The organism is Haloferax volcanii DS2 (assembly GCF_000025685.1).
Classification (GTDB): Archaea; Halobacteriota; Halobacteria; order Halobacteriales; family Haloferacaceae; genus Haloferax; species Haloferax volcanii.
On the sequence record NC_013967.1, the window covers coordinates 757,647 to 783,013 of the forward strand.

General features: G+C 64.5%; 25 protein-coding genes, 1 tRNA gene and 1 pseudogene. 14 read left to right on the forward strand and 13 right to left on the reverse strand.

Translation table 11 applies throughout. From position 1 onward, the window contains the following. Positions 1–39 precede the first annotated feature (39 nt). From HVO_RS08735 to HVO_RS08755, 5 genes are all read right to left on the reverse strand, one after another. Positions 40–804 (reverse strand): cytochrome b family protein, encoded by a 765-nt coding sequence (locus tag HVO_RS08735; protein ID WP_004044095.1) that lies wholly within the window; start codon positions 802–804, stop codon positions 40–42. Positions 805–814: 10 nt separating this feature from the next. Continuing rightward, on the reverse strand, positions 815–1,609 hold the full coding sequence (locus tag HVO_RS08740) for a cytochrome b (RefSeq protein ID WP_004044094.1): 795 nt from the start codon (positions 1,607–1,609) through the stop codon (positions 815–817). A 3-nt stretch (positions 1,610–1,612) separates the two neighbouring features. Continuing rightward, positions 1,613–2,002 carry a DUF7318 family protein gene (locus HVO_RS08745; protein ID WP_004044093.1) on the reverse strand — a complete coding sequence of 130 codons (390 nt, stop codon included), beginning with the start codon at positions 2,000–2,002 and terminating at the stop codon, positions 1,613–1,615. Further along, positions 2,002–2,640: a halocyanin domain-containing protein gene (locus tag HVO_RS08750; RefSeq protein WP_004044092.1), complete on the reverse strand. Its 639-nt coding sequence runs from the start codon at positions 2,638–2,640 to the stop codon at positions 2,002–2,004. Before HVO_RS08750 ends, HVO_RS08745 begins: the two co-directional genes overlap by 1 nt. An 85-nt stretch (positions 2,641–2,725) precedes the next feature. Further along, entirely contained in the window at positions 2,726–3,556 is an 831-nt protein-coding gene (locus HVO_RS08755; RefSeq protein ID WP_004044091.1) for a DUF7319 domain-containing protein, read from the reverse strand. A gap of 243 nt (positions 3,557–3,799) precedes the next feature. Here HVO_RS08755 and HVO_RS08760 point away from each other — a divergent pair, with 243 nt between their 5' ends. Then, positions 3,800–4,282 (forward strand): DUF7321 family protein, encoded by a 483-nt coding sequence (locus HVO_RS08760; protein WP_004044090.1) that lies wholly within the window; start codon positions 3,800–3,802, stop codon positions 4,280–4,282. Here HVO_RS08760 and nth read toward each other — a convergent pair whose 3' ends face one another. Then, positions 4,283–4,966, reverse strand: coding sequence for an endonuclease III (gene nth, locus HVO_RS08765; protein ID WP_004044089.1), 684 nt, complete (start codon positions 4,964–4,966; stop codon positions 4,283–4,285). It abuts the gene before it with no gap. 112 nt (positions 4,967–5,078) lie between these two features. Here nth and HVO_RS21395 point away from each other — a divergent pair, with 112 nt between their 5' ends. Continuing rightward, positions 5,079–5,213, forward strand: a complete 135-nt coding sequence (locus tag HVO_RS21395) for a hypothetical protein (protein WP_013035235.1) — start codon at positions 5,079–5,081, stop codon at positions 5,211–5,213. Between the two features lie 79 nt (positions 5,214–5,292). Here the strand turns inward: HVO_RS21395 and pan1 are convergent, their stop codons facing one another. Beyond that, complete coding sequence (gene pan1, locus HVO_RS08770; protein WP_004064311.1) at positions 5,293–6,510, reverse strand: proteasome-activating nucleotidase Pan1; 1,218 nt, start codon at positions 6,508–6,510, stop codon at positions 5,293–5,295. Positions 6,511–6,681: 171 nt separating this feature from the next. Here pan1 and HVO_RS08775 point away from each other — a divergent pair, with 171 nt between their 5' ends. Next, positions 6,682–6,951, forward strand: coding sequence for a helix-turn-helix domain-containing protein (locus HVO_RS08775; protein WP_004044086.1), 270 nt, complete (start codon positions 6,682–6,684; stop codon positions 6,949–6,951). On the opposite strand, the gene HVO_RS08780 is transcribed toward HVO_RS08775, so the two are convergent. Further along, positions 6,948–7,394, reverse strand: a complete 447-nt coding sequence (locus HVO_RS08780) for a hypothetical protein (RefSeq protein WP_233505985.1) — start codon at positions 7,392–7,394, stop codon at positions 6,948–6,950. The two genes, HVO_RS08775 and HVO_RS08780, sit on opposite strands and share 4 nt — an antisense overlap. Between HVO_RS08780 and mre11 the strand changes: the two genes are divergently transcribed. Both mre11 and rad50 read left to right on the forward strand, forming a co-directional pair. Then, entirely contained in the window at positions 7,388–8,713 is a 1,326-nt protein-coding gene (mre11, locus tag HVO_RS08785; RefSeq protein WP_013035492.1) for a DNA double-strand break repair protein Mre11, read from the forward strand. The genes HVO_RS08780 and mre11 overlap by 7 nt on opposite strands. Further along, entirely contained in the window at positions 8,710–11,391 is a 2,682-nt protein-coding gene (rad50, locus tag HVO_RS08790) for a DNA double-strand break repair ATPase Rad50 (RefSeq protein ID WP_013035478.1), read from the forward strand. The genes mre11 and rad50 overlap by 4 nt, the downstream gene beginning before the upstream one ends. Positions 11,392–11,416: 25 nt before the next feature. On the opposite strand, the gene HVO_RS08795 is transcribed toward rad50, so the two are convergent. The 3 genes from HVO_RS08795 to HVO_RS08805 are packed head-to-tail and all read right to left on the reverse strand — an operon-like array spanning position 11,417 to position 12,673. Further along, positions 11,417–11,854 carry a DUF7346 family protein gene (locus tag HVO_RS08795; RefSeq protein WP_004044082.1) on the reverse strand — a complete coding sequence of 146 codons (438 nt, stop codon included), beginning with the start codon at positions 11,852–11,854 and terminating at the stop codon, positions 11,417–11,419. 27 nt (positions 11,855–11,881) lie between these two features. Next, on the reverse strand, positions 11,882–12,439 hold the full coding sequence (locus HVO_RS08800; RefSeq protein ID WP_004044081.1) for a DUF7322 domain-containing protein: 558 nt from the start codon (positions 12,437–12,439) through the stop codon (positions 11,882–11,884). 48 nt (positions 12,440–12,487) lie between these two features. After that, positions 12,488–12,673 carry a DUF7331 family protein gene (locus tag HVO_RS08805; protein WP_004044080.1) on the reverse strand — a complete coding sequence of 62 codons (186 nt, stop codon included), beginning with the start codon at positions 12,671–12,673 and terminating at the stop codon, positions 12,488–12,490. A 105-nt stretch (positions 12,674–12,778) separates the two neighbouring features. On the opposite strand from HVO_RS08805, the gene HVO_RS08810 reads away from it, so the two are divergent. From HVO_RS08810 to HVO_RS08835, 6 genes are all read left to right on the forward strand, one after another. Then, positions 12,779–16,786 carry a DNA polymerase domain-containing protein gene (locus HVO_RS08810; protein WP_004044079.1) on the forward strand — a complete coding sequence of 1,336 codons (4,008 nt, stop codon included), beginning with the start codon at positions 12,779–12,781 and terminating at the stop codon, positions 16,784–16,786. A 218-nt stretch (positions 16,787–17,004) separates the two neighbouring features. Further along, on the forward strand, positions 17,005–17,910 hold the full coding sequence (locus tag HVO_RS08815) for an ABC transporter ATP-binding protein (protein ID WP_004044078.1): 906 nt from the start codon (positions 17,005–17,007) through the stop codon (positions 17,908–17,910). 12 nt (positions 17,911–17,922) lie between these two features. Continuing rightward, positions 17,923–19,353: a Fe-S cluster assembly protein SufB gene (gene sufB, locus HVO_RS08820; RefSeq protein WP_004044077.1), complete on the forward strand. Its 1,431-nt coding sequence runs from the start codon at positions 17,923–17,925 to the stop codon at positions 19,351–19,353. A gap of 3 nt (positions 19,354–19,356) precedes the next feature. Continuing rightward, positions 19,357–20,565 (forward strand): Fe-S cluster assembly protein SufD, encoded by a 1,209-nt coding sequence (sufD, locus tag HVO_RS08825; RefSeq protein WP_004044076.1) that lies wholly within the window; start codon positions 19,357–19,359, stop codon positions 20,563–20,565. Positions 20,566–20,708: 143 nt separating this feature from the next. Then, positions 20,709–21,200, forward strand: a complete 492-nt coding sequence (locus HVO_RS08830; protein ID WP_004044075.1) for a hypothetical protein — start codon at positions 20,709–20,711, stop codon at positions 21,198–21,200. A gap of 4 nt (positions 21,201–21,204) precedes the next feature. Next, positions 21,205–21,657 (forward strand): metal-dependent transcriptional regulator, encoded by a 453-nt coding sequence (locus tag HVO_RS08835; protein ID WP_004044074.1) that lies wholly within the window; start codon positions 21,205–21,207, stop codon positions 21,655–21,657. Between the two features lie 69 nt (positions 21,658–21,726). Here HVO_RS08835 and HVO_RS08840 read toward each other — a convergent pair whose 3' ends face one another. After that, a complete protein-coding gene (locus HVO_RS08840; protein ID WP_004044073.1) occupies positions 21,727–22,725 on the reverse strand; it encodes an IS5-like element ISHvo7 family transposase in 999 nt (332 codons plus the stop codon). A gap of 64 nt (positions 22,726–22,789) precedes the next feature. Here HVO_RS08840 and HVO_RS21525 point away from each other — a divergent pair. From HVO_RS21525 to HVO_RS08850, 3 genes and pseudogenes are all read left to right on the forward strand, one after another. Then, positions 22,790–23,518: pseudogene (locus HVO_RS21525) on the forward strand (HNH endonuclease). A gap of 35 nt (positions 23,519–23,553) precedes the next feature. Next, positions 23,554–23,657: transfer RNA gene (locus HVO_RS08845), tRNA-Gln, on the forward strand. A 104-nt stretch (positions 23,658–23,761) separates the two neighbouring features. Further along, on the forward strand, positions 23,762–24,520 hold the full coding sequence (locus HVO_RS08850) for an FkbM family methyltransferase (RefSeq protein WP_004044072.1): 759 nt from the start codon (positions 23,762–23,764) through the stop codon (positions 24,518–24,520). A 34-nt stretch (positions 24,521–24,554) separates the two neighbouring features. Here HVO_RS08850 and HVO_RS08855 read toward each other — a convergent pair whose 3' ends face one another. Next, the gene (locus HVO_RS08855) at positions 24,555–25,289 is read right to left on the reverse strand and encodes an alanyl-tRNA editing protein (protein WP_013035504.1); all 735 of its coding nucleotides are present in this window, start codon (positions 25,287–25,289) and stop codon (positions 24,555–24,557) included. Positions 25,290–25,367 lie beyond the last annotated feature (78 nt).

Sequence of the window (25,367 nt, forward strand, 5' to 3'; positions counted from 1 at the left end):
CAGTGACGCTAAGAAGGGACGGTTGGTAGTGGTTCCGCTCTATTTCGGCGGGCGAAGCCGGTAGTAGCGGCGGTTGAGGTTGTACATATACCCCTCACGCATCGTCTTCAACACCGCGTAGGTGATGGTCCCGAAGACGAACGGCAGCAGGAACGTCAGGTCGAACAGCAGGTCGACGTTCATGGGCATGAGGTTCTTGATGGCCAGCAGCGAGATGGTGAATGCGAACACCACGCCGAAGACGCCGACTGCGGACCAAAACGGCTGTTCGACGGGTCGCCGGGCCGAGCCCTTGTTGAGGAAGGGCACGATGGCGATGAAGCCGACGACGACGCCGTTGGCCAGCACGCCGTACGTGCGGTCGGCCATCAGCATCTGATCGCCCAGAATGGCGATTTCGGGGTTGAGCGGACCGAGTTTGAGCAGTCCGAACGACCAGTAGAGATACCAGTCGGGCAGGATGACTGCCGGCGTGCTCGACGGGTTCGCGGGGCCGCCGATGTGCGGCGGCATCGTCGCCGAGAGGAACAGAATCATCCCGACGAAGAACGACGCGATAGAGAGGTTGCGGACGGTCTCGTGAGGCCACGTGGGGAACGCGAGCACGTCGCGTTCGACGTAGTCGGACTCCGTGCGGAGGTCCTGGTCTTCGCGACGTGCGCGCTCGAAGTACTCGTAGGTGAGCCGAGAGAGGCCGGTCTTGCGAGCCTTGCGCTCGCTCCATGTCGGCGTCTCGTCGTCCGGGGCCACGATGCCCGCGCCGTCGGATCGAATCTCCTCGTTTTCGGGTTCGTTGTCGCTCATAGTTGTCACCTCAGTGCGGCTCCGCGATGCCCTGCACCCACACGATACCGATGTGGATCGCGATGAGCGTCGTCACGACGAACGGGAGCAGGAACACGTGAATGATGTACATACGCTGTAACGTCGACTGGCCCAGCGAGAAGCCACCGAACAGGAGCTGTGCGACCCACTCGCCGGCGAGCGGGACCGACAGCGCCATCTCGACGCCGATCTGCCCGGCCCAGAACGCGAGCTGGTCCCACGGCAGGAGGTATCCGGTGTACCCGAACACCATCGTCAGACTGATGAGGACGATGCCGAGGAGCCAGTTCAGCTCGCGGGGTTCCTTGTACGACCCCGTGAAGTAGACACGGAGCATGTGCAGGAAGACGGCCGCGACCATGACCTGCGCCGCCCAGCGGTGGACGGAGCGGAGCATGAAGCCGAACTGCAGGTCGCGCATGATGAACTCGATACTGTTGTAGGCCGTGGTCGGGTCGCCGGTCGTCGCGGGGGAGTAGTAGAACCCGAGAAGGGCCCCGCTTATCGCCGCGACGACGTACGCGAGCGTCGAGAACAAGCCCAGTGTGTACAGGGGGTACCAGTACCAGAACTTGTTGTCGAGGTTGTACTGCTCGGTGTGGCTCTTCGGCATCTGGAGGTTGACTCGGTAGTAGAGCGTCTCCAGAAGCTCTAGATAATCGACGATACGGAGTCGCTTATCCAGCCAGATGAGCGTGGTGAGGAAGGTGGCCTCGACCGGAGTGAGGTCCTTCTTTTTCATCCAGGCCTTGTGGTCGTAGTCGTCTTTGCGTTCGAGACTCATTGTTTATCGCTTGTAGTAGGGGTACACCGCGCGCTTGACCTGTTCCCACGCGTCATCGCTGCTGACGGTAACACCGTCGACGTCCTCCTCGCGGACGTAGAGGTCTTCCCACTTGCGACGCCGCTTTTTGACGATCATCACGTCGGGGAGGAACTCCTTGCGGTACAGCGCGAGGATGAACGCGAGGTCCACGAAGACGACGGCGAGGATGCCGCCGAGGAACATGTTCCCCGTGTCGGTCAGTCCCCAGCCCGAGACGAAGCCGTACGTGAAGAGGAACACGAACACGACCTCGATGACCGTCAGGAGGACGATTGCGATGGCCGCGGCGGTGCTCTCTCGCGCCGGTTCGTATCGGTGAATGTCACCGTATGTGCTGCCGGTCGAAGACATTATTCGCCACCTCCGGTGTTACCCGTATTTGGGGACTCGCCGTACTTCAAGATGAAGAACGTGTAGATGATGGTGACGAGGATGCCCAGAATCGTCGCCGACCCGACCCAGTGGGCCTGAATCGGGACGCCGAGTTCGTGCAGTTCCTTCTCGCCGCCACCGCCGGTGCTGATAGTCGCCACGTCGTCGCCGACGGCGACCGCGCCGAGCATGCCGAGCGCCTCGTGGGGCACGCAGTGGTACTTCGTGATACCACCGCTCTCGAAGGTGTACTCGTAGGTACTTCCGGCCTCGGAGACGGCCGCGCCGGAGTCGAGCGACGCGCCCTCGCTCGCGACGACGTTGTGGCCGCCGCCTTCGCCGGTCCACTCCCACGTCACGGTCGTGCCGGGGTCGATCCAGATGCCAGCCGGTGCGAACGCAAGGTTACCTCCGTTGCCGGACGCGCCGACCTCGATGGTGACTTCGCTCTGACCGCGGAGGTCTTCGTAGCCTCCGTCGACGCCGTCGAGGTAGCCACCGAAGTCGGGTTGAACCTGCGCTCCACCGCCGCCTTCCTGCGCAGCAGCGGTCCCGGCGGCAGCGGTCGCGGCGGCTGTCGCACCGCCAGCCGTTCGGAGAAACTCCCGCCTTTTCATACGGTCGTTCGTCAGGTTGGGACGCGCTTAAACCCACCGACTATGCCGTCACGGAGGGTGTTTGTGAGGTGAGTGTGCGCCGGTCTCAGCCCTCAGAACTGAGGGCGTCTCTCTCGGGGGCCTCGACCAAGGACGCGACGTTCTCGTCCCCGTCGAACGTCGGGACGAACTCGGGGCGCGACCCGCCTTCGAGACCCATGACGCGGAGCCTGTCTCGGTACTCCTCGGCGCGGAAGCGGTCCGAGAGCCGGGCGTTCGCCACGACGACGAAGAGGAAAAAGCCGATGACGAGAAAGCCCAGACCGGCCAGCGGCGCGATAATCGAATCGAGGTCGGGGAGGACGAGCCACGCGCCGATGAGCGCGAACCCACCGAGTAGCTGCCCGAACGCGACGATTTGGAGCATTCGGTTGCCGAAGTCGCCGGTCCCCTGTGCGACCTCTTCGGGTTCGGGGAGCCTGACGGTCTCGGGCGCGTCGTTCACTTCGAAGTCCTCCATCGAACAGAGCGCGACGGTCGGTTTCACGTCGCGGAGGACGGTCCCCTCGCCCTCGACGCTCCCGTCCGGGTAGACGACGGCGTAGCCCTCGTCGGAGTACGCGAGAATCCGTGGCTCGCCGTTTTCCGTCACGCGTTCGAGGACGGCGAACACCTCGCGAATCGCGACGCGGTAGCGGAGTTCCTGTTCGACGCGGTCGAGCAACTCCTCGCCAACGACCCACGAATCGGGGTCGAACGCGGCGTCCCACTCTTCGGGGGTCATCTTCGCCATGTCGGCCGGGCCGAAGTTCTCGAAGTCGTACTTGGCTTCGACCTCCTCGCGGAGGGCCGCGAGCTCCGCGTCGGACATCGCGGCGTCGGCGTCCGCGTCCGGTGACGAGCCGTCGTCGGCCGGGGCGGAAGACGAGTCTGACATCGGCCCGGAGTAGGGTCCACGCCGGTAAACGTGTTCCGACCCCGAGCGCGTTCGTCGCGGGCGGTCGGCCACGAGCCGCCCATCGGAAGCGACCGCCCGCTGGTCCGGCGCTCGAACGGAGGTGGTCCGGCGCTCGAATCCCGGCGGTCGCGGCCGACGTTTAGCCTCTGTCGCGTGGTCTAGCGCTCGAACGGGACGCGGCGCATCGGTCCCTTTAGGCCGACCGGGTTCTAACGCCGTGCGATGGCAGACGAGACGACGCTCGCCACGCTCGCCGCGATTACCGTCACGGCCAGCTTCCCGTTTTACCTCTACGGCGCGTGGATAATGATCGACGCCGAGACGGTGTCGTGGGACGTGCTCGTCTACCACCTCAAAATCATCTTCCCCGGGCTCGTGTTGAACACGGTCCCGGTCGTCACGTGGATGCTCCCCCGGCTCTTTCAGCAGCTCAACGGGCTCAGCGCCCTCCACGCGATTCTCGGCCTGCAGGCGTACGCGATGCTCATCTTCGCGCTCACGGGAATCGTCCGCATCTTCCAGGCCAAGTGGGAGGCCGACCTCTACCGCGACCCGGACCAGGACGTGTCGCTCGACGACCTCCACGAGAACATGGGCGCGTGGCGCGGCCGCCTCCGCGTCGGCGTCTTCGGCTACGTCATCTTCTGGGTGTTCGCGTGGCTGCTCGGCATCTACCGCTACCTGAGCGGCTACGTGTTCGGCTGATTACCACGCCTCGCCGCTGGCGAGGTCGACGTCGTGGTCGCGCTTCGACGAGGGACAGAGGTCTTCGAGCACGCACGCGTCGCAGTCCGGGTTGCGCGCGTCGCAGACGGCCCTCCCGTGGCTGATGAACAGGTGCGTGAACTGCTGCCAGTCTCGCTCAGGGACGACCGGCATCAGGTCCTCCTCGATTCGCTCGGGGTACTCCTCCTCTGTCAGGCCGAGGCGGCGCGAGAGCCGCTGGACGTGGGTGTCGACGACGATGCCCTCGACGATGTCGTGGCCGTGCTGGAGGACGACGTTCGCGGTCTTCCGGCCGACGCCGGCGAGGTCGGTCAGCGCGGACATGGTGTCCGGAACCTCGCCGTCGTGTTTCTCGATGATGTCCGCGCAGGCGGAGCGGATGTACTTCGCCTTGTTGTTGTAGTAGGTGATGGAGCTGATGTCGTCGGCCAGCTCCTCTTGGTCGGCGGCGGCGTAGTCCGCGGCGTCGTCGTACTTCTCGAACAGCTCCGCGGTGACCTTGTTGACGCGCTCGTCGGTACACTGCGCCGAGAGCATGACGGCGATGAGCAGCTCGAGGCGGTTCGAGTAGGAAAGCGAGATGGTGGTGTCGGGGTACTCCTCGTACAGTCGGTCGAGGACCTCCTCGGCCTGCGCCTCGCGGCTTTCGAGTGGCGTGCCCATACCTGTGGGTGCGACCCGGTCGGTTTCAGTCGTTCGGGTTCCGGTGGTCGCCGCGGCGGTCGTCGGAGCCGAACCCAGACGATTTATGATTCACGACCGCGACCGACCGAGTATGTCCGCGCTCGAACTCCCCGGCCGACGCGAATCGTGGCTGACCGCGGCCGCGACGCTCGGCGGCTACGGGCTCATCCTCACGGCGATGTTCCTCGCGCTGTTCGTCCTGCCGTACGTCGCGTTCGCGGCGTAGTCACTCGGCGGTCGGCGTCGCGCGAAAAACGAAATCGAAGGACACGGTCCGAAACGGAGCGAACCGCGGCTCGCGTCGGTTACGCGAACGCGCGGGAGACTTCGGTCTCGTCCGAGGCTTCCTGCTGAATCTTCTCCCAGGCGTCGACGAAGTCCTGCATGAATATCTCCGTGCGGTCGTCACGGATGGCGAACATCCCGGCTTCCGTACAGACGGCCTTGATGTCGGCACCGGAGGCGTTGTCGGCCATCTCGGCGAGTTCGACGAAGTCCACGTCGTCGGAGACGTTCATCTTCCGGGTGTGAATCTGGAAGATTATCTCGCGGCCGTCCTCGTTCGGCTTGGGCACCTCGATGAGGCGGTCGAACCGACCGGGGCGGAGAATCGCGGGGTCGAGCATGTCGAAGCGGTTGGTCGCCGCGATGATGCGGATGTTGCCGCGCTCGTCGAAGCCGTCCATCTCGGCGAGTAACTGCATCATCGTGCGCTGGACCTCGGCGTCGCCGGAGGTCTTCGAGTCCGTCCGCTTCGAGGCGATGGCGTCTATCTCGTCGATGAAGATGACGGCGGGTTCGTTCTCGCGAGCGACTTCGAACAGGTCGCGGACGAGCTTCGCGCCCTCACCGATGAACTTGTGCACCAGCTCGGAGCCGGCCATCTTGATGAACGAGGCGTTCGTCTGGTTGGCGACGGCCTTGGCGAGCATCGTCTTCCCGGTGCCCGGCGGGCCGTAGAGGAGCACGCCCGACGGGGGGTCGATGCCGACCTCAGCGAACATCTCGGGGCGGTCGAGCGGCATCTCGACCGTCTCGCGGACCTCCTGCATCTGCTCTTCGAGGCCGCCAATGTCCTCGTAGGTCACGTCGGGGCTGTGTTCGACCTGCATCACGCGCGCCCGGACGTCCGTCTCCTTGTCGAGTCGCTTGACGATGGAGAGAGAGTTGTTCACGGCGACGCGCGCGTCGGGTTCGAGCTCTTCGCGCATCTCGTCGGTCACTTCGGTGAGGGCCTCTTGGTTGTTACCGTGCTGCTTGATGATGACCCCCTCGTCGGTGATTTCCTGAACCGTCGCAACGAAGAGCGGCGACTGCTTGAGCTTCTTGTTCTCGTGGGTAAGGCGCTCGAGCTTCTGTTGATACTTGTTGTTCTCGGCGTTCGTGTCGAGGAGCTTGTCGCGCATCTCCTCGTTCTGCGTTTCGAGAACTTCGAGCCGCTCTTGAAGGGCGGTGATCTTCTCCTGCTGCGACGCCGAGTCCTTATCGTAGGGGAGATCGACGTCGTCCACAGTATCGGTCATCATCCGGCATAGGGTGCAGGTTCATAAGAGGCTTCGGGTGTGTGAGGGATTCGCCGCCTAGGGGGCGTCTGCCGCCCGGATGACGAGTCTGACGCGTGTCACACAAATTCCCATCAGTAATAAATCTGGATAGCAAATATTATCTAATAGCATTGCTTGGTGTATCGTACGATGAGCACTACGGAAGCAGTCGAACGCGAGTCCGAACCCGACGCAGACGACCGCTGGGCGTCGGTTCGGGACATGCCCCCGAGCGCCAAGTTGGTCGCGAAGATTCTCGACTACGAGGACACGCTCACCCAGAGCCAAATCGCCGAGGAGTCGCTTCTGCCCCCGCGAACCGTCCGCTACGCGCTCTCCCGACTGGAAGACGAGGGCGCGGTCGACTCCCGGTTTTCGTTCTCCGACGCGCGCAAGCGCCTCTACACGCTCAACATTTAAATCCGAACGCGCGGCCACGTCGCCGTATGTCTTCGCCCGCTCCCGACGATGTCGGTCGCGCTCTCTCCGCGCTCGCCGACGCTGACGCCGATACCGGCGACCGACCCGAGTCGCGCCCGCCCGCCGCAGTCGTCGCCGAGGCGCGTGACGCCTTCCAATCGCTTTCCGCTGCCGCCCGCTTTCTCTCCGACGGCGGTGAACTGACGCTCCGCCGAGCGGTCGGTGAGGCCGCCCGACGCGGACACCACGACTGCGCGCGTCGCGGGCGGTCGCTCCTCGCGGACCTCGACCGACTCCACGTCGCGCTCGCGGACGCCGGCGCAGCCGAGGCTCCGAACCGGAGTTCTCGCGCCGCCGAGGGGCGACCGCGGGACGCCGACCACTTCCGCTCCGGTCGCACAACCGTTTTCAGCGGCGGTGGCGAACCGAGTGATAGATGACACGGGTGATACACACCGGCGACACCCACCTCGGGTATCAGCAGTACCACTCGCCGGAGCGCCGACAGGACTTCCTCGACGCCTTCGAGCGGGTCGTCGCGGACGCGCTCGACGGAGACGTGGACGCCGTCGTCCACGCGGGCGACCTCTACCACGACCGCCGTCCCGAACTCCCCGACCTTCTCGGGACGCTCGCCGCGCTCCGCCGCCTCGACGACGCCGGGATTCCCTTCCTCGCCATCGTCGGCAACCACGAGTCGACCCGCGGCGGGCAGTGGCTCGACCTCTTCGAGCGCCTCGGACTGGCGACGAGGCTCGGGCGCGACCCGCACGTCGTCGGCGGCGTGGCGTTCTACGGCCTCGACCACGTGCCGCGCTCCCGCCGCGACGAACTCGACTACCAGTTCGACCCCGTCGACGCCGACCGCGCGGTGCTCGTCGCCCACGGGCTGTTCACACCCTTTGCGCACGCCGACTGGGAGACCGAAACCGTCCTCGCCGAGTCGAACGTCGACTTCGACGCGGTCCTCCTCGGCGATAACCACGTCCCCGACACCGCCGAGCTCGACGGGACGTGGGTGACCTACTGCGGCTCGACCGAGCGCGCGAGCGCGAGCGAGCGCGACCCCCGAGGGTACAACCTCGTCGAGTTCACGCCCGACGCGGTCGACATCCGCCGGCGAACCCTCGAAACGCGCCCGTTCGCGTTCGTCGAGGTCGACCTCGCCGGCGACGAGGGTATCGAGCGCGTCCGCCAGCGCGTCCGCGAGTTCGACCTCGAAGACGCGGTCGTCATCGTCGAACTGCGGGGCGAGGGCGAAACCGTCACGCCCGCGGCGGTCGAGTCGTTCGCCGTCGAGGAGGGCGCGCTCGTCGCCCGCGTCAACGACAAGCGCGACATCGACGACGACGGCGACTTGGCGACCGACGTGACCTTCGCCGACCCCGACGACGCGGTGCGCGAGCGGGTCCGCGAGATGGGCCTGTCGAGCGCCGCCCTCGACGTGGACGAGACGGTCCGCGCGAGCAAGGTCGCCGACTCGAACGTCCGCGACGAGGTGCGCGAGCGCGTCGAATCGCTCCTCTCGGACGACCCGGACGCCTTCGTCGCCGCCGAGCGCGAGAGCGACGCCGAAGCCGAGGAGTCGGAGAGCGTCGAGGACGCGGCGGACGGCGAAGACGCGGCGGCCGTCGAAGACACAGCCGAGACGGCCGCTGAAGCGGCGACCGACACCGACACCGAGACGACGGCCGACACCGACTCGGAGACCGCCGCGGACCCCGCGGCGAGCCGCGACAGTTCGCTGGGTGATTTCGCGTGAGATTCACCCGAATCGCCATCCGGAACTTCAAACCCTACGAGGACGCCGAACTCGACCTTCGAGACGGCGTCACGGTCATCCACGGCGTCAACGGCAGCGGCAAGTCGTCGCTCCTCGAAGCGTGTTTCTTCGCGCTCTACGGCTCGAAGGCGCTCGCGGGGACGCTCGAAGACGTGGTGACGACGGGCGCGGACGACGCCGAAATCACGCTCGAATTCGTCCACGACGGCGGCGAGTACCGCATCGACCGCCGGGTTCGCGTCTCCGGCGACCGCGCGACCACCGCCAAGTGCGTCCTCGACGGCCCCGAGGGAACCGTCGAAGGCGCGCGCGACGTTCGCCGGCACGTCGCGTCGCTCCTGCGGATGGACGCCGAGGCGTTCGTGAACTGCGCGTACGTCCAGCAGGGCGAGGTCAACAAGCTCATCAACGCGACGCCGAGCCAGCGCCAGGACATGATTGACGACCTCCTGCAACTCGGAAAGCTCGAAACGTACCGCGAGCGCGCCGGCAACGCCCGGCTCGGGGTCGAAGACGTGCTGACGAAAAAGCGGAGCGTCCTCGAAGACGTCGAGTCGCAAATCGAGGCCAAGGAGGACGCGGACCTCCACGCGACGCTCAACGCGCTCGAATCCGAACTCGACTCCCTCGACGAGGAGATTTCGAACTACGAGAGCCAGCGCGACAAGGCGAAGTCGGCGCTCGACGCCGCCGAGGCGACGCTCGACGAACACGCCGAAAAGCGGGAGCGACTCGACGAAATCGAGTCGGCCATCGAGGACCTGACCGCGAAAATCTCCGCCGACGAGACGAAGCGCGACGACCTCTCGGAGCGCGTCCGGGAACTCGACGCCGCCGCCGACGAACTCGAATCCGACATCGACGACGCCCTCGCCCGGGCGGACCTCGACGACGCGAGCGACGAGGCGATAGCCGACGCGCGAGAGGCGCTGTCGGCGCGCGAATCCGAACTGCGCGACGACCTCTCCGAGGCGCGGACGCGGGCGCAGGCCTTCGAGACGCAGGCCGAGCGCCTCCGCGAGCGCGCCGACGACCTCGAATCGCGCGCCGAGGAGAAACGCGAGGCCGCCGAGGTCGACGCGGAGACCGCCGCCGAGGCCGAACGAGAACTCGAATCGTTCCGCGAGACGCGCGCGGAGCTTCGGTCGGCGCTCGACGACGCCGAAGCGCGGTTCGAGGACGCCCCCGTCGAACTCGGCGAGGCCGCCGACCTGCTCGAAGAACGACGCGAGGCGCGCTCCGAGGCCCGCGAGTCGCTCGCGGAGACGGAGACCGAACTGAAGAACGCGCGCGAGCGCCTCGCCGAGGCCGAGCGCCTCCGCGACGCGGGAAAGTGCCCCGAGTGCGGACAGCCGGTCGAGGGGTCGCCCCACGTCGACGCCATCAGTGAGCGCGAGGCCGCGGTCGAGTCGCTGGAGGCCGACCGCGAATCGCTCGAATCGGCAGTCGAGTCGCGCTCGGCGGCCGTCGAGGCGGCCGAGGCGCTCGTCGAGGTCGAGACCCGCGCGAGTTCCCGGCGCGACAGACTCGACCTCGTGGACGAACGCATCGCCGACCGCGAGGAGACGGTCGAGAGTCGCCGCGAGGCCGCCGAAGAAAAGCGCGAGGCCGCCGCGGAACTCGACTCGGAGGCCGAGGAGAAACGCGAGGCCGCGACGACGCAGGCCGAGCGGGCCGAGGAGGTCGCGGAGACGGTTGATTCGCTCGAATCGGACCTCGACACCCTCGACGACCGGCGCGACCGGCTCGACCGCGTCGAATCGCTGGTCGATACGCGGGCCGAGAAAATCGACGCGCGGGACCGGCTCCGCGAGAAGCGCGAGACGCTCGCAGAGGTGAACCGCGAGCGTCGCGAACACCTCCGCGAGCGTCGCGAGCGCCGAGACGAACTCCGCGAGACGGTCGACGAGGAGGCGGTCGAGGGGGCGAAACAGCGCAAGAAAAACGCCGCGGCGTACCTCGAACGGGTCGAAGACGAGGTGCTTCCCGAGTTGCGTGAGAAGCGCGATGACCTCCAGAGTCGCGTCGGCGGCGTCGAGGCCGAACTCGAACAGTTGGACGACCTCCGAGAGCGCCGCGACCACCTCGCCGAGCGCGTGGACGCCCTCGAATCGGTCCACGACGAGGTCTCGACGCTCGAATCGACCTACGGCGACCTCCGGGCGGAGCTTCGACAGCGCAACGTCGAGGTGCTCGAACGGATGCTCAACGAGACGTTCGACCTCGTCTACGCCAACGACGCCTACTCGCGCATCCGACTCGACGGCGAGTACGGCTTGACGGTGTTCCAGAAGGACGGCACCGCGCTCGAACCCGAACAGCTCTCGGGCGGCGAGCGCGCCCTGTTCAACCTCAGCCTCCGGTGTGCAATCTACCGACTCCTCGCCGAGGGCATCGACGGCGCGGCCCCGCTCCCGCCGCTCATCCTCGACGAGCCGACGGTGTTCCTCGACGGCGGCCACGTCTCGCGGCTGGTCGACCTCGTCGAGGACATGCAGAGCCGCGGCGTCAAGCAGATTCTCATCGTCAGCCACGACGAAGACCTGGTCGGCGCGGCCGACGACCTCGTCCGCGTGGAGAAGAACCCGACGACGAACCGCTCGACGGTCGAGCGGACCGACGCGCCGATAGTCGAAGGCGCGCTCGCGGACGACTGAGGGCGGTCGGCTCCGCCGCGATAGCCTACTCGCGTGCGCCGTTCGCCCGCAGTAATTCGACTCCCTCTTTCGCGGCATCGGTCGCCTCGTAGCCGCGCTCCCCGTAGACCGTGGTCTCGACGACGAGGCCGGCGGCCCGGAACTCGGTCAAGAGACCGTGGAGGTCGCTCTCGCAGAGGTCGTAGGCTCCGAGGAGGTCGACCACGGGGAGCGGCCCGCGGTCGACGAGGTCGACGAGCAGGCCCAGTCCGCGCTCGGTCGGGACCGCGACGAGGATTCGGCGGACCGGTTCGGGGACGGCGCGCGCGGCGGTTTCGAGCGGGGATTCGCCGCTCACGGCTTCGAGGTCGTCGTTCGGCAGGTGCCGCTCCTCGCCGGTCTCCGGGTCGCGGACGCGGCTGGCGTCGCTCGACTGCTTGACGAGGAGATACGTCCGGCCGTCGGGTCCGCAGACGGTTCGCATACGTCCCGGCGAAGGGCGCGGCGACTGTTAGCGGTTGCGCTCGGGGGCGTCTTCGCGTTCGTCATCAGTTCCCGACGCGTCGTCGCTCTCGGCTGAGTCGCCGTCGTCCGCGTCATCGCCGTCGCTGTCGTCGCCGTCGTCGTCCCGCCACTCCCCTCGCTTGAACTCTCGGTAGATGGAGTGGACGCGGACGAGCACGACCGCGCCGAACAGAAACAGGCCGCCGCCGAGGAGCGTATCGCCGCGGAAGTAGACGAGCATCGGCCCCACCGTGAGTCCCGCGAGGCCGACGTTCGCGAGCACGACGCTCGCCCAGAACAGCCGGGCGGCCTCGGGATTCACGTCGGGCGAGAACTCCGGCGCGTCGTCGCCGGCGTCCTCGCCGGGGATGCCGACGCGGGGAATCGTCGGGAGGTCCTTCTCGGGGTTGCCCCAGCGGGTTTCCGGGTCCCAGCGGGCCTCGGGGTCGCCCCACCGCTTTTCGGGGTCGATCTCCGAGGCCATGTCCGCCGACGGACGCTCCGCGTCGTCGTCTTCGTCGGCCGCGTCCGTGGCTGTTCCCTCGCGTCGCTCGTCGTCCGTCACGCTCGCGTCGAGACGCCGTGCCGAGAAAAAGTGTCCGTTTCGGCCGAGTCAGGCGCAGTCGTCGAGGCGCATCGAACTCGAGGCCTCGACCCACGCGAGTGGGTTCTCCGCGTCGTAGAACACCACGCCACCGTCGATATCGTAGGATTCGACCGTCTCGGCTCCCGTCGGACCAGTCGGTCCGTCGCCGTCGATCGTGCCATCCCACCGCTCCGGAGTTGCGTGGTCGGTCATATCGTATGACAAGGAATGACATACATAGATAAATGTCTTTCCGTGGTTCCGGGTGCGGTTCGCGGAAACGCCGGGGTTTTTAGCCGCGCCGCCGAAGCGATTGCCATGACGCAGACGGGTCTGACCGACTTCGGGGGGAACGACACCGACGGCGCGGGCGACGCGCGGCCTGACGAGGAGGCCGCCATCGTCGCCGGCGACGCCGGCCAGCACGTCTCCGACGTCGTCGACACGGACGAGGTGCGGTTTCCCGACCCGGACGGGACGGTCGAACTGGCCGTCACGCAGGTCGATTACACCATCGAGGGCGCGGGCCGCGACGAGTACCCGGTGATTCACATCTTCGGCCGGACGGCCGACGACGAGACCGAACACGTCCGCGTACTCGGGTTTCGGCCGTACTTCTACGCCCCCACCGACAGCCTCGACGACGGCGACCTCGACAAGGACGTTATCACCGGCACCGAGGACGGCTACGAGAGCATCCGCGGCGAGGAGCTGACGAAGATTTTCGGCCGCACCCCCCGCGACGTCGGGCAGATTCGCGACGAGTTCGACCACTACGAGGCGGACATCCTCTTTCCGAACCGCCTGCTCATTGACAAGGACATCAAAGGCGGCGTCAGCGTCCCCGAGCGCCGCCTCGACGACGGGACGATTCAGATTCCTCACCAGGAAGTCGCGCCCGCGGAGGTCGACGCGAACCTCCGGGTGAACACCTTCGACATCGAGGTCAACGACCGGAACGGCTTCCCCGAGGAGGGTGAAGAGCCGATTATCTGTCTTACCAGCCACGACTCCTACCGCGACGAGTACGTCGTCTGGCACGCCGTGGCCGACGAGGGCCTCGGTAAGCGCCCCGACACGTTGCCGAACTACGACTTCCTCGGGGAGGACGGAGACGTGGAGGTCCGGACGTTCGACGAGGAGGCCGCGATGCTCGACGCCTTCCTCACGTACATCGAGGAGACCGACCCCGACATCCTCACCGGGTGGAACTTCGAGGACTTCGACGCGCCGTACTTCCTCGACCGCTTGGAGGAAGTCGACGAGCGGACCGACCTGAACCTCGACTACAACCGCATCTCGCGGCTCGGCGAGGTGTGGCGCGGCGGCTGGGGCGGCCCGGACATCAAGGGTCGCGTCGTCTTCGACCTGCTGTACGCCTACAAGCGAACCCAGTTCACCGAACTCGAGTCCTACCGCCTCGACGCGGTGGGCGAACTCGAACTCGACGCGGGCAAGGAGCGCTACTCGGGCGACATCGGTGACCTCTGGGAGGAAGACCCCGAACGCCTGCTCGAATACAACCTCCGCGACGTGGAGCTGTGCGTCGAAATCGACCGGAAACAGGACATCATCGCCTTCTGGGACGAGGTGCGGACGTTCGTCGGCTGTAAGCTCGAAGACGCGCCGACGCCCGGCGACACCGTCGACATCTACGTCCTCCACAAGGTTCACGGCGAGTTCGCGCTCCCCTCGAAGGGGAAACAGGAGTCGGAGGACTACGAGGGCGGGGCCGTCTTCGACCCCATCACCGGCGTCAAGGAGAACGTCACGGTGCTCGACCTGAAGTCGCTGTACCCGATGTGTATGGTGACTATCAACGCGTCGCCGGAGACGAAAGTCGACCCCGAGCGCTACGACGGCGAGATGTTCCGCGCGCCCAACGGGACGCACTTCCAGCAGGAGCCGGACGGGATGATTCGGGAGATGGTCGACGAACTCCTCACCGAGCGGGAGGAAAAGAAGTCGCTGCGGAACTCCCACGACCCCGGCTCCTCGGAGTACGAGCAGTTCGACCGCCAGCAGGCCGCGGTGAAGGTCATCATGAACTCGCTGTACGGCGTGCTGGGCTGGGACCGCTTCCGACTCTACGACAAGGAGATGGGCGCGGCGGTGACGGCGACCGGTCGGAAGGTCATCGAGTTCACGGAGCAGGCCGCGAACCAAATCGGCTACGACGTGGCCTACGGCGACAGCGTGACGGGAGATCGCCCGGTCGTCGTCAGAGACCCCGGTGGGACTGTTCGAATCCTTCCTATCGAGGACTTGTTTGCCCGCGGAACGACTGAATCTGAGGTACTCATCGCTGCCGACGGGGACGTCGTCGCAAGTGCCACTCCCGGGAAGACTCGCCGAGCGCTCGACGGGTGGGACGCCCTCTCTGTGAACGAAGATGGAGAGGCGGAGTGGCAACCGATTGCGCAGGCGATTCGCCATAACACAGACAAACCGGTGGTGAACCTCCAACACAAGTTCGGTGAGTCGACGACGACGAGAGACCACTCGTACGTCGTCCCCGGTGAAGACGGCCTCACAACTGTCTCTCCGGACGACGTGGCGGAGCCGTATCGCGTCTCCGGGGTACCCGATGTCGAGCCTGTCGAGCAGGTCGACGTCTACGAGGTCCTTCGTGGGTACGAACGCGAGTACGAGGACGGACGGAGCGTCGGGAGCGATAATTCGATAACGAAGCGGAAACAAATCCATGCGGACGACGAGTATGTCTGGTTCGGCCACGAGCACCACCGAGACGTCGACTCGACCGTCAAAGTCAAACGATTCGTCGATATCGACAGCGAAGATGGTGCAGCACTCATTCGGCTCCTCGGTGCGTACGTCCCTGAAGGAAGCGCCTCCACTGGCGAGACGGCGACGTCGAAATTCGGGGCCAGTCTCGCTGAATCCGACCGTGAGTGGCTAGCCCAACTCCAGCGAGATTACTCTCGACTGTTCGAGAACACGACCGCCGGTATCATTACGAGCGACCGACGAGCGGAGCGAACCGTCGAGTATCAAACGGACACAGGCGGTGCGTCGGTCACGTACAATGACGAGACGCTGAAACTGCAGATGATGAACGAACTCGCTGCTGTGTTCTTCCGCGAGTTCGCAGGGCAGACGTCGCGTGGTAAACGGATCCCCTCATTCGTCTTCCACCTTCCCGAGGAGAAGCAAGACTTGTTCCTGACGTTGCTCGTCGAAGGCGATGGATCTCGCGAATTCCCACGATACACCGAAGCGTACGCACAGCGAAACTTCGACTTCGAGACGACGAGCCGAGAACTTGCTGCCGGTCTCTCGATGTTGCTCACGCAACGGGGGCAAAAACACTCGCTCAAGTATCGGGACAGTAAAGACTCGTACACTATTCGGACGTGTAGCACCTACCGGGAAGGCCGAGACCCCGTGCTGACCGAAGCCGACCACGACGGCTACGTGTACGACCTGAGCGTCGAAGAAAACGAAAACTTCGTCGACGGTGTTGGAGGTATCGTCCTTCACAACACCGACAGCGTCATGCTCGAACTCGGCCCCGACGTGTCGAAACAGGAGGCCATCGAGCAGTCGTTCGACATCGAGGAGCACATCAACGCCGCCTACGACGACTTCGCGCGCGACGAGTTGGGCGCGGACGAACACCGCTTCCAAATCGAGTTCGAGAAGCTGTACCGGCGGTTCTTCCAGGCGGGGAAGAAGAAGCGCTATGCGGGCCACATCGTCTGGAAGGAGGGCAAGGACGTCGACGACATCGACATCACGGGCTTCGAGTACAAGCGCTCGGACATCGCGCAGATAACGAAAGAGGTCCAGAAGAACGTCATCGACATGATCGTCCACGGCGAGGAGACGGAAGTCATCAACGACTACCTCCACGACATCATCACCGACTTCGAGTCGGGGAACCTGCCGCTCGAACAGGCCGGTATCCCCGGCGGAATCGGCAAGCGCCTCTCGGCGTACGAGACACCGACCGCGCACGTCCGGGGCGCGCAGTACGCCAACGCCTTCCTCGGGACGAACTTCGGGCGGGGCTCGAAGCCGAAGCGGGTCTACCTCAAGAAGGTCCACCCGTCGTGGTTCCGCGAGATGGAGACCGGCGAGTTCGACCCGCAGGTCGACGACCTCTACCGCGAGTTCAAGCGCGACCCCGACGTCATCTGCTTCGAGTACGCCGACCAGATTCCGGCGGCGTTCGAGGTCGACTGGGACACGATGCTCACCAAGACGCTCGAAGGGCCCATCTCCCGCGTCATCGAGGCGCTCGGGATGTCGTGGGACGAGGTGAAAAGCGGACAGGAACAGACCGGCCTCGGGAGCTTCATGTGACCGGCCGTATCACCGAGTAATGAAACTATATTCGGTTACATAGACGACGGCACCGTAACGTTGTTCGGCTGTCCAAAACCCGGACGAGCGTTCCGAACTGGCGTGATTCTTTGCGGTTTTGAAAACAAATTTTCTTTCTACAAAAGGTGGCGGGGGTGAATGCGCAAGCATTATGGGCGATACTCCCCACCCTTCGAGTACGAGGCAACGAACCAACGATGGCAACTCTCGAGATCAAGAACCTCCACGCACGTGTCGCGGAGGAAGACGGTGAGCAGATTCTGCGAGGTGTCGACCTGGAAGTCAAATCCGGCGAGATCCACGCACTGATGGGTCCCAACGGGTCCGGCAAGTCTACGACTTCTAAAATCATCGCCGGGCACCCCGCCTACGAGGTAACCGACGGCGAAATCCTCCTCCACCTGGAGGACGACGACTTCGGCGACCTCGAAATTCCGGACGACGCCCGCACGTGGAACCTTCTGGAACTGGAGCCGAACGAGCGCGCCGCGCTCGGCATCTTCCTCGGCTTCCAGTACCCCGCGGAAATCGAGGGCGTCACCATGACGAACTTCCTCCGCACCGCGCTCAACGCGAAGATCGACGAGCGCGAGGAGCTCCTCTTCGGCGAGGACGCCGAGGAAGAAGAAGAGGAAGCCGGCTACGACACCTCCCCGATGGAGGGTAACGTCGACGACGGCGAAGTCGGCGTCGCCGAGTTCCAGAAGCTCCTCAAGGAGAAGATGGACCTCCTCGACATGGACGAGAAGTTCATGCAGCGCTACCTCAACGCCGGGTTCTCCGGCGGCGAGAAGAAACAAAACGAGGTCCTTCAGGCCGCGATTCTCGAACCGTCGATTGCGGTGCTCGACGAGATCGACTCCGGTCTCGACATCGACCGCCTGCAGGACGTCTCGAAGGGTATCAACGCGCTGCGCGACGAGCAGGGCACCGGTATCCTCCAGATCACTCACTACCAGCGTATCCTCGAATACGTCGAGCCGGACCACGTCCACATCATGCTGGACGGCAAGGTCGTCAAGAGCGGCGACGCCTCGCTCGCGTCCGAACTCGAAGACAAGGGCTACGACTGGGTCCGTGAGGAAGTGTACGAAGCCGCGTAATCCCCCAACATCATGAGTTCCGACCAAGACCACCTCAAAGAGACAGACACGGAAGCTCGCTTCGAGTTCAAGAAGGAACAGAAGGCCGCGTTCGTGGCCGAGAAGGGTCTCACCGAAGAGACCATCCGCGTCATCTCGGAGGACAAAGACGAGCCCGAATGGATGCTCGAGCGCCGCCTTCGCGCGCTCAAGCAGTACCAGAAGATGCCGATGCCGACCGACTGGCCCGGCCAGCCTGACCTCTCCGAGGTCAACGTGGACGAAATCGTCCCGTACATCCGACCCGACGTGGAAGTCCGCGGCGGCGTCGACGACTGGCGCGACCTGCCGGACGACATCAAGGACACCTTCGACAAACTGGGTATCCCGGAAGCCGAGAAGAACGCCCTCTCGGGCGTCGGCGCCCAGTACGAGTCCGAAGTCGTCTACCAGAACATGCAGGAGCGCTGGGAGGAGAAAGGCGTCGTCTTCATGAACATGGACCAGGCGGTCCAGGAGCACGAAGACATCGTCAAGGAGTACTTCATGACGAAGTGCGTCCCCCCGAGCGACAACAAGTTCGCGGCGCTTCACGGCGCTATCTGGTCCGGCGGCTCGTTCGTCTACGTCCCCGAGGACGTGACGGTCGAGATGCCGGTGCAGGCGTACTTCCGCATGAACTCCGAGGGCATGGGCCAGTTCGAGCACACGCTCATCGTCGCGGAGAAGGGCTCCGAAGTCCACTACATCGAGGGCTGTTCGGCTCCCAAGTACTCCGCGTTCAACCTCCACTCCGGCGGCGTCGAAGTGTTCGTCGGCGAGGACGCCCACGTCCAGTACTCGACCGTTCAGAACTGGTCGAAGAACACCTACAACCTCAACACCAAGCGCGCTATCGTCGAGAAGGGCGGTCGCATGGAGTGGATTTCGGGCTCGATGGGCTCGAAGGCCACCATGCTGTACCCGGCCTCGATTCTGAAGGGCCGCGGCGCGTCGGACAACCACATCACCATCGCCTTCGCGGGCGAGGGCCAGAACATCGACACCGGCGCGAAGGTGTACCACAACGCCCCCGAGACGAAGTCGACCATCGAGTCGAAGTCCATCTCGAAGGACGGCGGCCGCACGAACTACCGCGGTCTCGTCCACATCGCCAACGGCGCGAAGAACTCCTCGACCGCGGTCGAGTGTGACGCGCTCATGTTCGACAACGAGTCCACCTCGGACACGATGCCGTACATGGAAATCAACGAGTCCACGGTGGACGTCGCTCACGAGGCGACCGTCGGCAAGATCGGCGACGAGGACATCTTCTACCTCCAGTCGCGCGGTCTCGACGACGACGATGCGAAGCAGATGATCGTCTCCGGGTTCATCGAACCCATCACGGAGGAACTGCCCATCGAGTACGCGGTCGAACTCAACCGACTCGTCGAACTCGAGATGGAGGGTAGCCTCGGATAACCAATGAGTGCGCAACTTCCCGCGAACCTGTCCGCAGAGACGGTACGAGAGATTTCGGACGCACGGGACGAGCCGGAGTGGCTCCTCGAGGCCCGCCTCGAAGCCCTCGAAGCACTCGACGCGCTCGAACTGCCGGACGTCATCCAGACGCCCGGTCGCCGCTGGACCAACCTCGAAGCGCTCGACTTCGAGTCGCTCGTCGACCCGCTGAACCAGGCCGACGAGACGACCCGCGAGTCGCCCGAGGGCGTCGTCGTCCTCCCGTTCACGGAGGCGCTCTCCGAGTACGGCGACCTCATCGAGGAGCGCTTCGGCTCGGTCGTCGCTCCCGACACGAACTACCTCACCGCCCTCTCGGCGGCGCTGTTCACGACGGGCACGTTCATCTACGTCCCCGAGGGCGTCGACGCCGAGGACGTGAAGATTCGCGCCGAGATGAACTCTCGGTCGCTGTTCAGCCACACGCTCGTCGTCACCGAGGAGTCCTCGTCGGTCACCATCCTGGAGGCCATCGAGTCCGGCGACAGCGTCGACGACGCGCGGTACTTCTCGAACCTCGTCGAAATCGACGCGGGCGAGAACTCGTACGTCCAGTACGGCTCCCTGCAAAACCTCGACGAGGAGACGTACACGTACTCGCTCAAGCGCGCCGACGCCGACACCTACTCCACGGTCAACTGGATCGAGGGGAACCTCGGCTCGCGGCTCACCCGCAGCGACGTCGAGACCGAACTCAACGGCGAGGCGTCGGAGACGAAAATCGTCGGTGCGTTCTTCGGTCACGACGACCAGCACCTCGACGTGAACGCCCGCGTCTGGCACAAAGCCGAGAACACGACGGCCGACCTCGTGACCCGCGGCGTCCTCGACGACGAGGCGCGCTCGGTGTACGAGGGCGTCCAGGACGTCGGCCGCGACGCGTGGAGTACGAACTCCTATCAGCGCGAGAACACGCTGATGCTCTCGGACCAGTCCGAGGCCGACGCGTCGCCGAAGCTCATCATCAACAACCACGACACCGAGGCGTCCCACGCGGCCTCCGTCGGGCAGGTCGACGCCGAGGACCTCTTCTACATGGTCTCTCGGTCCGTCCCCGAAGAACAGGCCCGTAACATGCTCGTGGAGGGCTTCTTCGTGCCCGTCCTCGAAGAGATCGAAGTCGACGAGTTCCGCGACGACCTCGAAGAGCTCATCGCGGCGCGCCTGCGGTAGTCCGGCCTCCGCGGCGCGACTTCGCCGAGCGTTTTTCCCCGATCCCGTCGACCCGCGAGGGAACCGCTTAAGTCGGTTACTCCCGGAGAGGTGTGTATGTACGTCGCGGGACCGTGTCTTCGAACGTTGAGGGGGACGAGTCCATGAGCGTCGGCTATCAGGTCAGCTCGGACCACCAGCTCGCCCGACTCCTCCAGATCGGTATCGTCCTCGAAGAGGTCGTGGAGGCGCGCGCCTACCACCACCACGAGGAACTCGACGAAGACGCGCTCGACGAGGAGATTCGAGCCCTGCTTTCGCACGCCGCCGAGGAGTCCGCGGACCACCGCGAGCGCCTCGAAGCCGTCATCGACCGGCTGGCAGTCGACAGCGTCCCCTTCGAGGAGATAGAGGCGCTGGTCGAGGCCCAGTACGGCCAGACGAAGCCCGAGGACTTCGACGGCGTCCTCTACGACCAACTCTGCAACGAGGAGACCGCATACAAGTTCTACGACGACGTCATCGAGGCCATCGAGGCGAGCGAGGCACAGTTCTCTATCGACCGCGAGGAACTCGTCGCCACCCTGTCGGCGATTCGCGACGAGGAGGCCGAGGGCGTAGAAGAAGTGACGCGAATCATGGAAGACCGCGAGTGAAACGATGAACACGGCAGACCAATACGTCAAGGCGATTTACCTGCTGCAGGAGATGGAGAACGGCCCGGCGGCCACCGGCGCGCTCGCGGACATGATGGAGGTGAGTCCCGCGAGTGCGAACGAGATGATCGGCAAGCTCGAATCCCGCGGCCTCGCCGAACACGAGAAGTACAAGGGCGTCACGCTCACGGACGACGGCATCGTCCGCGCCCGCGACGCGCTCCAGACCTACTGCATCATCGAGCGCTTCCTCTCGAACGTCCTCGACGTCGAGGAGTTCCGCGCGGAGGCCCGCGAACTCGAACCCGTCATCGACGGGATGATCGCGGAGCGACTCGACACCATCATCGACCGTAACTCCGAGTGTCCCGACTGTTTCGACCCCGAGACGGACGCCTGCGAGTATCTCGACGTGTGCGGCGCGGAACCCGAGACGGAGACGGAAGCCGCGGACTGAGTTTCACTTACACTCTACTTGCCGAATCACTATCTAGCACGGTAGTGAGAGCGTGTCATAGAATTCTCCTCATACTCTGAGCATCTCCCGTCCCGGGTTGTCACCTCGTTCGTCGTTGGTGATTGCGACGACGAGTCGCAGGCACAGCGCCAGAAACACTTGCGCTCGTGCGTGAACGCGGCCTCGGGCGCGGACGTGCCCGAGGCCGCAGTCCTTGACCGCATCGTTCGTTCGCTCAACCTGTGTCCGGCGGTTGTACGTCTCCTCTAAGACCGATTGCTTCAGCTGAAGGTCCTCGCTGTGTTCCTCTATTTGATCTTCAACCCTGTACTCGATATCGAGCGGCTCATCGGTGTTTCGCGGATTGTACGGCGCAACGGGCACGACTCCTGCGTCCAGCAGGAAGTCGTGCCACTGGAGTGTGTCGTAGGCACTGTCGCCAATTATCCAGATCGGAGTGTCGACGGCGAGCGCGTCACGCGTGACGCGCATCGCCGTCTCTTCTGAGGCTTGTTTCGCCTGTGTGAATTCTGCTGCAATAGGAATCTTCGCTCCCGTCGAGACGATCGTACAGCCGAAGCCGTAGTAGTGCTCTTCAGCCGTCGAATCGTAGTTCCATGAGGCTTCATCGTTCCACTGAATCGCCTCAACGTGAGTTGAATCGATTCGATACGTAGAGTCGAGCAGGCCCCGGAGGGCGGCCTGCTCGACGAGGTGGTCGAAGACTTCGTCAACGACGTGTTCGAGGTCAGTGAGGAAGCGATCGACCGCGTCTCGCGACGGCGGTCGATCGAAGCCACAACAGCGCCAGACGAGTGGATTCTGCAGTTCGCGCGTGATTGGACGAGTACCGTAGACGTTCTCGTAGTAGCAGTGCAGAAAGCCTCGGAAGAGTTCTGGTGGCTTGTGTACTCGTGTTCGCCCCCGCTTGCAGGGGGCGAACACGTCGTACTCACGCAGAAATTCGAACTCAAGATGTTCAAACAACGGAACTGTCTCGGTGGCCGCTGCTTTCAAAAACTCGTCGAGCGAAGCAACGTTTTGCAGGGTTGTGGTTGTGCTGGACACACTTTCCGCACCCTGCATCCTCGTATGTGACGCTTTCTATGACACGCTCTAGTGATGTTATTTTATCGAGTGCCCGTCCTGTGGCAAACAGCTAGCAACAGAACAGGGAATGCGGCAGCACCACACAAAGGTCCACAACACACCGCTGCCTAACCGAGTCTGTAAACGCTGCCATCAGGAGTTTTACGATCCAAAGTCTCAGCGTGTTTACTGCGAAGAGTGTTATTCAGAGCAAGGAAATCAGAACGGTAACTGGCGAGGGGGTAAAGAAACAGAGACGTGCAGCGTTTGCGATGCTACGTTTTCCTACTACCCATCAAATAAGCAGGGTGTTTACTGTTCAGAGTGTGTCAAGGAGGCAGAAGGGCTACTCCCTGAAAACCCCGCAGAGCGAATTGAGTTAATAAGAACCGCGTGTAGCTTTTGTGAGGCTCAACTCGAACGACTCCCTTCGTCGATTAACGGGAACGAATACGGATCATTCTGCGACTTAGACTGCTATGGGAAGTGGCTCTCTAACAACATTGTTGGCTCGAACCACCATTAATGGGAAGGCGGAACCCTCTTTTATAGAGAGTCTTGGTGGCCAGTTCGTCGAAAGGCACTAGAACGAGACAATTACACGTGCCAGCGATGCGGAGCGGATAGCGAAGAACTGGGACAGAACCCAGACGTGCATCATCTAAATCGGGTTCGCGACTTCGATGACCCGAGTAACGCCCACACGCTGTCCAACGTTGTTTCTCTGTGTCGCTCTTGTCACCGACTCGTAGAAGGTGGAGACAAAAAGTAAGGTTATTGTGCCGGCATCACCCAATTTCAGATGTCAGTCCCGTGGTGTAGCGGCCAATCATAGCGGCCTTTGGATTGGTACGGTTCATTGCGTGCCGAGAAGACAGCCGCTGACGGCGGTTCGAATCCGCCCGGGACTACTCGAACTTCTCCTGCGAATCCATATCACGCCGAGTCGCGTCGCAGCCGAGCGATTTTTATCGCCGTACAATGACAATACACTAACGTGTCTCTGCTGCATCCGGTGTCGGCCGCTCGGCACCTCGCGTACACCCTCCACTACGCGCTCGTTCGGGCGAACTACGAGCGACGGCTCGTCGCCACGAAGAAACACGTCGGGCGGACGAGCTTCCGGAGCTACGAACTGTACAACCGTCACGGTAACGACGTGCTCCTGCAAGCGCTGTTGCTCGACCTCGACGGCGGCGACGTGGTCGTCGACGTGGGCGCGAACACGGGGACCTACACGCTCGCGGTCGCGGCCAGCGAACCCTCCGCGCAGGTCGTCGCCGTCGAGCCGCACCCCGAGGTCGTCGACCAGTTGCGGGCGAACGTCGAGGTCAACGACTTCGACGACCGGGTGGACCTCCTCGACTGCGGCCTCGGCGAAACCGACGAATCCCGAGCGTTCCACCTGTCGAGCTACGACGAACTGGGGTCGTTCTCGCGAGACCACGCGAGCGCGTGGGGGGCGCGGGTCGTCGACACGGCGTCGGTATCGATGCGACGGCTGGACTCGCTCGTCGAGTCCGGGACGGTCCCGCCGCCGGACCACCTGAAGGTTGACGTCGAAGGGTTCGGCCTGAACGTGCTCCGGGGGGCGGAGGCGGTCCTTCGGGAGCACCGGCCGACGGTGTATTTCGAACTGCACGACGCCCGCGGGAGCCACGACGAAGCGGCGGCGAAGGCCCTGCTCCGGGAGTCGGGCTACGAGCTGGTTCCGGTCCGCGAGGGCTGGGTATGCGAGCCTCGGGCGCGGGCAGAAGCGTCCCGGTCCACGTAGTCGCGTCCGAGGAGTCGATTCGACCGGCGACCGGCTATTCGAGGACGAAGTTCACGCGCTCGTGTGCCGAGCCTTGGGTCGTCCGGCCGGCGATGGAGACCGTGCCGATGTCGCCCGTCGATTCGACGTGAGTTCCCGCGCAGGCGGTCCGGTCGAAGGGGTCGTCTGCGTCGCCGATTTCGACGATTCGAACCTCCCGAATCGACTCCGGAAGCAGGTGGAGTCTGGTGCGGTCGGGGTCGAGCGTCGCTTCGGCCTCCTCGCGGTCGAGGCTGTACCACCGGACGGGGAGGTCGGACGCGACGAGGTCGTTCAGGCGCGTCTCGATGGTCCGGAGGTCGTCGCCGTCGAAGCGGTCGTAGGCGCAGTCGAGATGTGCGTGGTCGGCGTACAGTTGGTTACCGGTCGTCTCGGCGTCGAACTCGTCGAGGAGGACCGCAGAGAGGAGATGCTGGGCCGTGTGGTAGCGGCTGTGGGCGCGCCGCCGCGCCGGGTCGACGCGTCCGGTGACGGTCGCCCCCGGGTCGGGCGCGTCGCCCGCGACGACGTGTTCGATTCGGTCGCGTTTCTGGACGTCCGTCACGTCCCACGTCTCGCCGTCGCAACCCTCGCCGTCTACCGATAGGGTGCCCGTGTCGTGCGGTTGGCCGCCGCCTTCGGGGTAGAAGTACGTCCGGTCGAGGACGACGCGGTCGGTTCCGCGGACCGTCTCGACGGTCGCCTCGAACTCGTGTGTCGTCGCGTCGTCGAGGTATCGTGCTTCGGTCACGTCGGGGTCGACGCGGGCGGGCGAGTTAACTCTCATCGATGTGCCAGCAGTTCACATTGGCGGCCACGAGACCCGGTC